Genomic DNA, 11583 nt, shown 5'->3' with positions numbered 1-11583 from the left:
CACGGTGTCAGCAGCACAAAAACGCGATGCATTGAACCATGGTCACGACCAAGCGAACAACCCGACGCACGCCGGCAGCCGAGGACGAAACATCGGCGCAGCCCGAAGTCGATCCCGACCAGCAGCCGGCGACGCTCGACGATTGCCGCCGCTGTCCGCTTTGGGCCAACGCCACGCAAGGCGTGCCCGGCGCCGGCCCGCGCCGCGCGCCGATCATGATGGTCGGCGAACAGCCCGGCGATAAGGAAGATCTGCAAGGCTTGCCCTTCGTCGGACCCGCCGGAGCATTACTCGACGACGCACTCGTTGAGGCCGGCGTTGGCAGGAAAGAAGTCTATGTCACCAATGCGGTCAAGCATTTCAAGTGGACGCCTCGCGGCAAGCGCCGCATGCACAAAACGCCGGCGCAACGCGAAGTGGACGCATGCCGTTACTGGCTCGATCGGGAACTGGAGAGCGTGGGCGCTCACGTGATTGTCGCGTTGGGCGCGACCGCGTTGAGGGCCGTGCTCGAAGATCCCAAATCGCGCTTGCAGGATGCGATCGGCAAAGTGATCGAACATGGCGGCCGTTTGGTGATCGCAACGTATCACCCGTCGTTTGCACTGCGTGCGCCCGATCCCGAGACGCGACACCGCGCCTATGCGGCGATTGTCGCCGCGCTACAGGACGCGAGGAAACTCTCGCAACGGCACAGGTAAACGCGCGCCGGCAGGGTCTGGCCGCGCCATGTCGCCCTGACGCCGCCGCCCGTCACGCGGCCTTCATTCCGTCGCCCTGGTGTGCGTGCAGGCCCAGGCGCTCCATCAACCGTTGCGCGTCGAAGGGCGCATTCGTCTTCGCGTCGTTGTCGAAATAGCAGTACACGTCGCGCGTTGCCGCGCGTGGCGGCTGCAGATCCGGTGCAGCGAGGCGGGCATCGGCGGGCTGAGTGCCGCGGCTCCACGACTCGATTCTCCGCGCCCACCGTTCAAGCGATGCATCCGAGTATTCGCCCGAGTATTTGGTTTCGGTGCCATGCAGCCTGATATAGACGAAACCCGCGCTCAGGTCTTCGAACTGCGGCCATGCTTCGGTCGAATCCGACACGACGAGCGCGACCTTATGACGGCGAAGCAGCTTGATGAACGCAGGGTCGACGAAGCTCTCATGACGCACTTCCACCGCATGACGCAGTTTGCGCTTGCGGTCGATTTCCAGGTACGGTGTCTTGACACGCTGATCGTGCTGTTGCGCGAGCGACAGCGCCGCTTCCGTGTCGCGAGGCAGCAGCGTCAGGAAACGTTCCATGTGCTGCGGGTCGAAACGCAACGAGGGCGGAAATTGCCACAGTATCGGCCCGAGCTTGTCTTTCAGCGCGAGCAGTCCTTGCGCGAAAAAATTCGCGCACGCGACGGTTGCCGTTTCGTCGCGAAACCGCAAAAGATGAGTCAGATAACGCGCGCCTTTCACGCTGAAAACAAAACCCGGCGGGCTTTCGTCGTACCAGTGCTGCCAACTGTCGAGCGATTGCAGGCTGTAGTGCGTGCCATTGATCTCGATCGTCTGCATCAGTCCCGACGCGTACTGCAATTCGGTGGCCTGTTTCAGCCCTTCGGGATAGAAGGTGCCGCGCCATCCTTTGTAGCGCCAGCCGGAAATGCCTATGAGAACCTCGCCTGTGGTGCTTTTCACGTCAATACTCGAAGGGTCTTGGGCCTGGACTTGAGTCTGCCGAATACCGGCGAGCAACGGTCGTGCCATCGCGCGGCACATGCGTTGCTGCATAGACATACTGAGCAGCACATTTGGCGATACCGTGTAGCTCGAACAAGGCTGGCACACACACTCGGAGGCACGCATGGATGGCACCGGTTCCCGCAGCACGGACATCGAGACGCAAAGCGACGGCACCCTGCGTGTGACGCATCGCGGCGTGCAGATCGTCGTCAGTGCGAAGCAGAACGATCGCGGCGCATGGGTCGCGCAAATCGGCGCGTCCGTCGACGGAAAGCCGTTTGCGTTACCTGATGTCGAACCGGTTACGCCGGAATGGACGACACAGGCCGAGGCACTGCGCGACGGGCTCGAGCGCGGCTGCTACCTCGTCGATCGAAGCAGCGCCGGTCGAGGCCTTGAAGACTCCGCGCACGGATCGGGAGAAAGCTGATGAACCGCCTTGCCAACCTCGTATGCCGCGCGACGGTGTCGGGCACCGCGGCGGGCAGCGCCGCCGCCGTCACGGCAGCCGCACGCGCCACCAACGACGGCAGCACGCCGTACGCGCCGCTGAACGCGGTCACTCATTGCTTGTGGCCGCGCCGCGCGTTCACTGAAACCGGCTTGAGTGCAAGGTTCACGCTTACGGGTCTGACGATTCATCAGGCGTCGGCTATCTTCTGGGGCGTGCTGTTCGAAGGACTGCTGGATCGTTGGCAATGCCACGTCAATCGCAAACCTCGCGTCGTGGAAGTCGCCGCTACTGCTGCGACCACGGCGGCCATTGCCTATGCCGTCGACTACCACGCGGTGCCGAGCCGGCTCACGCCCGGATTCGAGGCGCATCTGTCGAAACGCTCGATGTTTTACGTGTACGCCGCGCTCGCTGCGGGCTTTGCCGCCGCCGCGCTGTGCCGCGGAAGTCGCGACGAATGAGTTGATATTCGCTGCACCGCACGGCGGGGCGCACTCACGCGGCTTGCGCCTTGCGTGCATCGGTCGCACGTTCGACGAGAATCACGAAAGGCTCACCCTCGTGTATTTCAAAGCGCCGGATTTGCGCGACCTGCTCGGCGGAAAGTACTTTGCCTTTTGTCATCAGCAGCGTGCCGCGCGACGTGCGCAGATCGTCGGCGAGTTTCATCCCTTCTTTCAGATTCGAAGCATCCACGCGGTCGGGCACGCCTTCGGGCGTCAATTCGGCATGCTGCATCAGCAACTCGATGTACTTCTCCGCAATCGCGGGGTCGTAGCGAATACCCGTCTGCGCTCGCACTGTGGAAATGATCTGCGCGTCGCTCATCTTTTGCGGTGCAATTACGCCGATGCGCAAGTCTTCGGCGTCGCGCGCCAAAGCAAGCACGCGCGCGCCCAACGGAATCAATCCGCCGACGAGGCCATCGGGCGTACCGCGTCCATCGTAACGCTCGTACTGGTGGCGGATCATGGTTTGCACCGCGCTCAATTGCGAAACAGGCGTGAGCGCCATCTGGCCATGCAGCGGATGAAGCTGGTACAGCTTCGCTTCCTGCGGTTGCAGCTTCGCGATCGGCGTTTTCAGCAAAGCGTCGGGCAGAAATAGCTTGCCGATGCCGTGCAGCAACCCCGCCATGAGCAGTTCGTTGCATGCGTAGTCGCTCAGGCCGAGCGCGGCGCCGATCTGCCTTGCTGTCTCTCCGATCCGTGCTGAATGGCCGGGCAGGCCGCAGCGCATTTCGACCATGTTCGCGCAGACCTTCACCATCGTCAGGAAGTTGCTTTTCAGGTCGTGCTCGGCACCTTCGAGAAACATCACGGTCTGGCGGATCTCTTCAGTGCGCGCGTGAACCTCGCGTTCGAGTTCCATGTTGAACGACGACAGCTTGTCGTTCTGCTTCTGCAACAGCAGCGTTAACCGCTCGGCCTTGCGTTGCAAAGCGAGTTGTTCCAGCGCGCGCTGAACCGTCAACAGCAGATCCTGATCGTCCCAGGGCTTGTGCAGATAGTGATAGACATGACCTTCGTTGACAGCGCGCACGACCGCCTCGACTTCTGAATAGCCGGTAAGCAGGATGCGGATCGTATCTGGCGCAACGGCTCGCGAGCGCGACAGGAATTCGGCGCCGTCCATGTTCGGCATGCGCATGTCGGAGATGATCACGTCGACCTGCGCGGATTCGAGCAGGGTAAGCGCTTCCGCGCCGCTGCTGGCGCTGAGCACCTCGTATTTGAGTGGCCGCAGCAAGCGTTTGAGTGACGAAATCACGCCGGGCTCGTCGTCCACCAGCAACAGCGTGGGCACGGGCGAGGTATCGGCCTTGAGAGCTTGAATGCAAGGGTCGGCGGGGATCGTCGAATTGCCGGTTGCCTGTAGGTCAGACATGGTCATCCTCATCGATTATTTTCGCGTCGCAGCGCGCGTTGCATCATTAGCCCGAACTACAGCGCTTCGAGAAAGTGGTCGAGCGCTTCCATCATTCCGCGAATGGCCGCATCCGGCAGCAGCAGCACCATGCGCGCGCCGAAGCCGCCTTCCTCCATCGTGAAGTGAATCTCCAGCAACAGCGCCATCTGCCACCGGCCGCCAGGCACCAGTCCGCCTTGTTTGTTCCCGGAAGGCGGCAACAACGTGGGCTGCGAGAAGCAGATATGCCACCCCAGCTGCTCGAAGACGCTTCGCACACATGCGCCGACCAGCAGGTTCGTGATGTCGCACAGCACTTCAACCTGCGTGTCGGGGTCGCCGGCGTCATGTCCCATCAGTTGCCGCAGTTCGCGCTGACCGTCTTTGCCAACGAGCACGATTGCTTCGCCGGATATGTCGGACTGGAACGCCTGGCGCACGGGCGGCAATTCGCCGTCGCCCTGCGGACTCAACAGGACGCGCAACTGGTCGACGCCGACGAGCCGGATATCAGGCACCGCAAGCGTAACGAACGCGCCGAGCAGTTGTGCCAGCGCAGCGGCGGCCTTGCCCATGCCGACGTTGCAGATTTCCTGCAACGCGTCGCGCTGGTCTTCGTTTAGAGTCTGTTCATTCATGGAGACCGTACTCCGCGAGAATCGGCCGGATCGCCTCGGGCGATACCGGTTTGGCAACAAAGCCGATCGCGCCGAGCGCCTTTGCGCGCTCGACAGCGCCGGACTGCACGTCCGCCGACACGACGATCACGAAAGTGTCGAGTCCTTCGTGCTGGATCGCTTCGAGCACCTGGAAGCCGTTCATTACCGGCATGGTCAGATCGAGAAACATCACCGCGGCCTTGCCCGCGCGATATAGGTCGAGTGCGGCCGCTCCATCGGATGCCTGAGTAATTTCGATGTCCCAGCCCTCGGGCAGCGAGCGGATCAAGAGCTTGCGGGCGAGCGTCGAATCGTCGACTACGAGGACGGGCAATGGCATGGAATCACCTCACGTGGCTGCCGGTAACTGCGCTGTCGGCGCGATTTGCTTCACCGGACCGGCTTGCGCAAGCACATCGGGATTGGCGGCTTCTTCGCGCACGGCGCCATCGACCGGCAGCGTCACGCGAAACGTCGTGCCCCGGCCCACGGTGCTGGCCACCGAAATCGTGCCGCGATGCGCGTTGACGATTCCATAGGTCACCGATAAACCGAGGCCGGTCCCCTGACCAACGGGCTTCGTCGTAAAGAACGGGTCGAAGATTCGTTTCAGGTGTTCAGGCGGAATTCCGCATCCCGCGTCGGCGACTTCGAACCACACGCGTGACGCATCGGCTGGATCGACGCCGGTGCGTACCGTGATCGTGCCGAGCGGCGCGCCGTGCTGCTCGTGATTGCTGCCTTAGGCCTGCGCGGCGTTCACCACGAGATTGAGCACCACCTGGCTGATCTGCGAGGGGATGCAGTGCACGAGCGGAATCTGCGCATAGTCGCGGACGAGATGCGCGCAGTACTTCACTTCGTTATGGACGATGTTGAGCGTCGATTCGATGCAGCGGTGAATGTCGGCGCGTTCCCACACGTGCGTGCTGTCGATGCGCGAGAAGTCGCGCAGATCGACCACTATCGTGCGCACGCGTGCGAGTCCTTCTCTCGACTCCTGTACGAGCGTCGGCGCATCGCCGAGCAAATAGTCGAGGTCCGCCTGTTCCGCGAGTGCGCGCATATCGCTCTTCAGTGCGGGCGCAGTGTCGCTTACCATGCGCTCGATGTCCGCTGCATAGCGGATCAGCGTCTTCACATAACCGTCGAGCGTGTTCAGATTCGACAGCACGAAGCCGACCGGATTGTTGATCTCATGCGCGACGCCCGCCGCGAGTTGACCAATCGCGGCGAGTTTTTCCGATTGCAGCAATTGCTGGTGCGCGTGCTCCAGTTCCTCGTTGAGCGAGGTGAGCTGTTCGTTGCGCTCGGTCAATTCGGCGAGTGTGCTGGTGACCGCTTTCTCGCGATCCTGAAGCTCGCCGTACGCGATGCAGACATCGGTCGTATCGACGATCGCGACGCCGACCGCGACCACCTCGCCGTGCTCATCCTCGATTGGAATGAAGCTGCAGTTCTGGCGCATTGCGTCGATCGTGCCGGTGATCGGGCGCGAATGCTCGAAGCGGAACAGATACGGCCGATGCTCCCACGACGAGTAAGCGGGCGTGCCTAATACGAACACGCCCTCGATCTTTCTTTGAAGCCACTGCCGCGGCAATTCCGGGAAAGTGTCGAGCAGATTTTCGCCGACCACGGACTGCGCTGAACGTCCGCTGTGCGATTGCATGAAGCGATTCCACGTGAGGATGCGCAACTCGCGGTCGACCGAGAAAACACCGCTATTGATCCGCTCGACAATGGCTTCCGACAGATTTGTTTTCACCGAAAAGGCCCGTGAATGACAACGCCGGCAACGTGTGATCGCAAGCCCGTCAAGCGCTCATGGTCTGAAGACCGGCGTCGCTGCCATAAGTGAATTAACGGAGCGTATGGCGCCGGGACTAAGCGGTATTTACCCTGAGTCAAAGCGCATGGCGGGCGGTGCAGGGCATTAGAGCGGAGATGGATGAAGCCTTAACGACGCTTCGGCCTGCAGCGAAAGAGGGTACGCGCGGGCGAGTCAACGTGAAGGAGTCAACGTGAGGCTCAGATAGCGGCAATGATCGCCTCCGAACCGGCCAGACGATAGCCGCTTTCAGGGAGTGCCTGCCCCTCGCGGCCCGCGAGCGTCGATAACAGCACCACACCTGAACGCGGCTGCATTACCGCATCCGCTGCACCCATATTCAGCGCGATAAATAACCGCTGACCGCGATAGTGACGCTCAAAAGTGAGCACATCGCCCGTGGCGGCGACGTTTTCGATCGCGCCCCGCACGAGCGCCGCATTGCTGCGCCGCAACTCGAGTAGCCGGCGATAGAGCGGCAGCATGCTCGATGGGTCGCCGTCCTGCGCGCGCACGCTGGTGTCTGTCGAGATCGGTAACCATGACCTGCCGTTTGTAAAACCGGCACCCGGCAGCGCGGCATCCCATTGCATCGGCGTGCGCTCCGGATCGCGTCCCTGGCCGATACCGGGCTGCCGGATCTCGGCCGGGTCCTGCACCTGATCGGGCGGAATCTCGCCGTCTGTCATGCCGATTTCATCGCCGTAGTAGAGCGTCGGCGTGCCGCGCAGCGTCAGCAGCAGCACAGCCGCCACGCGTGCCTGTACCTCTCCCACGCGCGACGCCACGCGCGGATTGTCATGGTTGCCCAGCACCCAGTTGGGCCAGGCATGTTCGGGCAATGCGCCGTCGTAATCGCGGATCATGCGTGCGATTTCGCCCGCATTCCACGCCGCATTGAGCAACTGAAAGTTGAACGGCATGTCCGCGCCATCGCCGTTCGCGCCGTAGTACCGGACCAGTTGTGGAACGGGCAGATAGATTTCGCCGATCAATACGCGCTCTCCGTACTCGTCGAGCGTCGCACGCATGGAACGTACGATCTCATGCACTTCGGGCTGGTCTTCGGTGTAGGTCTGCAATTGCTGATGATGCTCCGGCTGGCCCGGCTCATAAGCGGGATTTGGCGGGTTGTCGCGAAACTGCGCGTCTTTGATCAGCAGCCACAGCACGTCGACGCGAAAACCGTCCACGCCGCGATCGAGCCAGAACCGCAACACGTCGTCCATGGCCCGGCGCACCTGCGGGTTGCGCCAGTTCAGATCCGGCTGCTCGCGCAGAAACGCGTGGTAGTAGTACTGGCCGGTGCGCTCATCCCATTCCCACGCGGAGCCGCCCATGCGGCTCAGCCAGTTGTTCGGCGGGCCGCCATCGGGCGCGGGATCGCGCCACAAATACCAGTCGCGTTTGGGGTTCTCGCGTGACGAGCGGCTTTCCTCGAACCATGGGTGCCGGTCCGACGAATGGTTCGGCACGAAGTCGAGCAGCACCTTCAGGCCCAGTTCGTGAGCCCGGTCCGCGAATTGCTTGAAGTCGCCGAGGGTGCCGAACATCGGGTCGATATCGCAGTAGTCGGCGACGTCGTAGCCGAAGTCGGCCATGGGCGACGGGTAGATCGGCGAAAGCCAGACTGCGTCGATGCCCAGCCCGGCGAGATACGGAAGACGCGAAGTGATGCCGGCGAGATCGCCGATGCCGTCGCCGTTGCTGTCCTGAAACGAGCGCGGATAGACCTGATAGATCACCCCGCGTTGCCACCATGCCAGTTCCGACATTGCAATTCCCCTCAACGATCGATTGTTTTGGTGCCACTCAAAGACCGCATGCTCAACGATCTCTGGTACAAGAACGCCATCGTCTATTGCCTTTCGGTGGGCACGTTCATGGATGCGAACGGCGACGGCGTCGGCGATTTTCAGGGCCTTCTGCGCCGGCTCGACTACCTGCAAGGCCTCGGAGTCACGACGATCTGGCTGATGCCTTTCCAGCCGTCGCCGGGCCGCGACAATGGCTACGACATCTCCGACTATTACAACGTCGATCCGAAGTACGGCACGCTTGGCGACTTTTCCGAGTTCACGCATGCGTGCCGCGAGCGCGGCTTGCGCGTGATGATCGACCTTGTCGTCAATCACACGTCCGATCAGCACCCCTGGTTCCGGGAAGCACGCAGCGATCCCGATTCGCAGTATCGCGACTGGTATGTCTGGTCCGACAAGCAGCCGCCGAATGCGAAAGACGGCGTGGTGTTTCCCGGCGTGCAGAAATCGACGTGGACTTTCGACAAGCAGGCGAAGCGCTGGTATTTCCATCGCTTCTACGAATTCCAGCCTGACCTGAACACCGCGAATCCGTATGTGCGAGCCGAATTGCTGAAGATCATGGGCTTCTGGATTCAGCTCGGCGTGTCGGGATTCCGCATGGACGCCGTGCCTTTCGTCATCGCCACGAAAGGCCCGAAGGTGCGCGAGCCCGTCGAGCAATACGACATGTTGCGTGAGTTTCGCGAGTTCCTGCAATGGCGTCAGGGCGATGCGATCATCCTCGCGGAAGCCAACGTGCTGCCGGATACCGATCTTGAGTATTTCGGCGACGAAGGCGAACGCCTGCAGATGATGTTCAACTTCCAGCTCAATCAGAACACGTTCTATGCGCTTGCGACCGGCGACACTGCACCGTTGAAAAAGGCGCTCACGGCGACCAGACCACGCCCGGCGACTGCGCAGTGGGGCGTGTTCCTGCGCAATCACGACGAACTCGATCTCGGCCGTCTCACGCCCGAACAGCGCGAGGCCGTGTTTGCGGCGTTCGCGCCCGAGCCCGACATGCAACTGTACGAGCGCGGCATTCGGCGCAGGCTCGCGCCGATGCTCGCGGGCGACAGGCGGCGGCTCGAGCTTGCCTACAGCCTGATGCTGACCTTGCCCGGCACGCCCGTCTTCCGTTACGGCGACGAGATCGGCATGGGCGACGACTTGCGGCTACCCGAGCGCGAATGCGCGCGCACGCCAATGCAATGGTCGACGGAACCGGAAGGCGGTTTCACGAAGCATGCGAAGCCGCCTTGCCGCGTGATAACCGGCGGCGCTTACGGCTTTGAGCGTGTGAATGTGGCGAGCCAGCGGCGCGATCCGAACTCGTTTCTGAACTGGATGGAACGCATGATCCGCATGCGCCGCGAGGTGCCCGAAATCAGTTGGGGCGACTTCGACGTGCTGCGCACGTCGCGAAGCGACGTACTTGCGCTTCGTTTCGACTGGCGCAACAACTCGGTTCTGTGCCTGCACAACTTCGGCGCGGAGGCCTGCACGGTGAAATTCCGCTCCGGCTGCAACGAGCCGGGCCAGAACCGGCTCATCAACCTTCTCTCCGACGAGCACAGCGAGGAGCAGGACGACGGCCGTCACGCGGTCGTACTCGAACCGTATGGCTACCGATGGTATCGGGTCGGCGGGCTCGATTATCTGTTGAGGCGCAGCGAGATCTAGACACAGTTACGGAGTCCGCAACATGCAAGGCGAATGCAATGAATAATCACGACGCCGGATGTAGCAAAGCGCGCCTGAGCAGGTCTGCCGGGATGCTCGCACTGAGTCTGTCGCTGAGTCTCACTTTAAGTCTCGCGGCCTGTGCGTCCGGTGCGGTCGATATCGGCGATACCGGGCTGGGCCCGCATCCGCCACTGCCCACGCCGCAAACGTCGCTGTTCCCGACGGTGAACATCGCGCCCGTTCAGGCGCGCGACAGCCAAAGCGTGCCCGTTGCGCCCCAAGGCTTCAAGGTGACGGCTTTCGCGAGCGGGCTCGACCATCCGCGCTGGGTGTATCCGCTGCCGAACGGCGATCTGCTGGTCGCCGAGAGCAATGCACCAGCTCAGCACGACGAGGATCAGGGCATTGTCGGCTGGATCCGCAAACAGGTGATGAAGCAGGTGATGAAGCGCGCGGGCGCGGGCGTGCCGAGCCCCGATCGGATCGTGCTGCTGCGCGGCGAGGGCGATAGCGCACAAAGCCGCAGCGTGTTTCTCTCGGGGCTTCACTCGCCGTTCGGCATGGCGCTCGTCGGCGACTACCTTTATGTCGCCGATACCGACGCGCTGCTGCGCTTTCCGTACCACGCCGGCGACACGCAGATCACTGCGGCGCCCGAGAAGGTCGCGGACCTGCCGGCGGGGCTGATCAATCATCACTGGACCAAGAACGTCGTGGCGAGCCGCGACGGACAGCGCCTGTATGTCACGGTCGGCGCGAATAGCAACGTCGCGGAGAACGGTATTCAGGCCGAAGAGGGCCGAGCGCTCATCCTGGAACTGACGCTTGCGAGCGGGCAGTCGCGCGTATTCGCGTCGGGCCTTCGCAATCCGAGCGGGATGGACTGGCAACCCGATAGCGGCGCACTGTGGGCCGCGGTCAACGAGCGCGACGAACTGGGCGACGACCTCGTGCCCGACTACATGACCGCGGTGAAAGACGGCGGCTTCTACGGATTTCCCTATAGCTACTATGGGCAACATGTCGATACGCGCGTGAAGGAGCAGCGCCCCGACAAGGTGGCGAGCGCGCTCACGCCGGACTATGCGCTTGGCAACCACACCGCGTCGCTCGGACTGGCGTTCTATACCGGCAGAAGTTTTCCACGGCACTACTGGGGCGGCGCATTTGTCGGCCAGCATGGGTCATGGAATCGCAAGCAGCATAGCGGCTATAAGGTCATTTTCGTGCCGTTCGCCGACGGGCGGCCAGCGGGGATGCCAGAGACGTTTCTCAGCGGCTTCCTGAGCGCGGACGGGCATGCGTTGGGGCGGCCGGTCGGTGTGGCCGTCGACAAGGCGGGCGCGTTGTATGTCGCCGACGACGTTGGTAACGTCGTCTGGAAAGTCGTTTATAGCGGCAACTGACGATGAAGCGCGAACGCAACACGGCGGCGCCGCATTCGGGGCCTGCCGGAATTGCCCGGTAAAATACCGCCCACTACCGACGGCGCGGAAGGCCTGATCTCCGCCTGCTTACTTT

General features: G+C 62.4%; 10 protein-coding genes and 1 pseudogene. 5 read left to right on the top strand and 6 right to left on the bottom strand.

Going from position 1 to position 11583, the window contains the following annotated elements; all coding sequences use genetic code 11:
* Positions 1 to 38: 38 nt before the first annotated feature.
* Positions 39 to 701, top strand: a complete 663-nt coding sequence (locus tag SB753_RS01785) for a UdgX family uracil-DNA binding protein (RefSeq protein ID WP_288825499.1) — start codon at positions 39 to 41, stop codon at positions 699 to 701.
* A gap of 52 nt (positions 702 to 753) precedes the next feature.
* On the opposite strand, the gene SB753_RS01780 is transcribed toward SB753_RS01785, so the two are convergent.
* Entirely contained in the window at positions 754 to 1674 is a 921-nt protein-coding gene (locus SB753_RS01780; protein WP_410798705.1) for a DUF72 domain-containing protein, read from the bottom strand.
* Positions 1675 to 1840: 166 nt separating this feature from the next.
* Here SB753_RS01780 and SB753_RS01775 point away from each other — a divergent pair, with 166 nt between their 5' ends.
* Both SB753_RS01775 and SB753_RS01770 read left to right on the top strand, forming a co-directional pair.
* Positions 1841 to 2149 carry a DUF6566 family protein gene (locus SB753_RS01775; protein ID WP_410798704.1) on the top strand — a complete coding sequence of 103 codons (309 nt, stop codon included), beginning with the start codon at positions 1841 to 1843 and terminating at the stop codon, positions 2147 to 2149.
* Complete coding sequence (locus SB753_RS01770; RefSeq protein ID WP_204521473.1) at positions 2149 to 2634, top strand: hypothetical protein; 486 nt, start codon at positions 2149 to 2151, stop codon at positions 2632 to 2634. Before SB753_RS01775 ends, SB753_RS01770 begins: the two co-directional genes overlap by 1 nt.
* Before the next feature lie 34 nt (positions 2635 to 2668).
* Here the strand turns inward: SB753_RS01770 and SB753_RS01765 are convergent, their stop codons facing one another.
* The 5 genes and pseudogenes from SB753_RS01765 to SB753_RS01745 form a co-directional block, all read right to left on the bottom strand.
* Positions 2669 to 4060 carry an HD domain-containing phosphohydrolase gene (locus SB753_RS01765; protein WP_410798703.1) on the bottom strand — a complete coding sequence of 464 codons (1392 nt, stop codon included), beginning with the start codon at positions 4058 to 4060 and terminating at the stop codon, positions 2669 to 2671.
* Positions 4061 to 4116: 56 nt separating this feature from the next.
* The gene (locus SB753_RS01760; protein ID WP_088173669.1) at positions 4117 to 4719 is read right to left on the bottom strand and encodes a chemotaxis protein CheC; all 603 of its coding nucleotides are present in this window, start codon (positions 4717 to 4719) and stop codon (positions 4117 to 4119) included.
* Positions 4712 to 5080 carry a response regulator gene (locus tag SB753_RS01755; protein ID WP_020067811.1) on the bottom strand — a complete coding sequence of 123 codons (369 nt, stop codon included), beginning with the start codon at positions 5078 to 5080 and terminating at the stop codon, positions 4712 to 4714. The genes SB753_RS01760 and SB753_RS01755 overlap by 8 nt, the downstream gene beginning before the upstream one ends.
* 9 nt (positions 5081 to 5089) lie before the next feature.
* A pseudogene (locus SB753_RS01750) lies at positions 5090 to 6508 on the bottom strand (ATP-binding protein).
* 263 nt (positions 6509 to 6771) lie between these two features.
* Complete coding sequence (locus SB753_RS01745; protein ID WP_410798702.1) at positions 6772 to 8346, bottom strand: alpha-amylase family glycosyl hydrolase; 1575 nt, start codon at positions 8344 to 8346, stop codon at positions 6772 to 6774.
* Positions 8347 to 8394: 48 nt separating this feature from the next.
* On the opposite strand from SB753_RS01745, the gene SB753_RS01740 reads away from it, so the two are divergent.
* A complete protein-coding gene (locus tag SB753_RS01740) occupies positions 8395 to 10059 on the top strand; it encodes an alpha-amylase family protein (RefSeq protein WP_020067808.1) in 1665 nt (554 codons plus the stop codon).
* 92 nt (positions 10060 to 10151) lie between these two features.
* Complete coding sequence (locus SB753_RS01735; protein ID WP_410799591.1) at positions 10152 to 11468, top strand: PQQ-dependent sugar dehydrogenase; 1317 nt, start codon at positions 10152 to 10154, stop codon at positions 11466 to 11468.
* The last annotated feature ends 115 nt before the right edge of the window (positions 11469 to 11583 follow it).

The sequence above is a fragment of the Paraburkholderia sp. SIMBA_053 genome, assembly GCF_046534895.1.
In the GTDB taxonomy this organism is placed as follows: Bacteria; Pseudomonadota; Gammaproteobacteria; order Burkholderiales; family Burkholderiaceae; genus Paraburkholderia; species Paraburkholderia caledonica.
The sequence above is the reverse complement of the archived record's forward strand: the minus strand, read 5'-3'. Positions and strand labels throughout refer to the sequence as shown.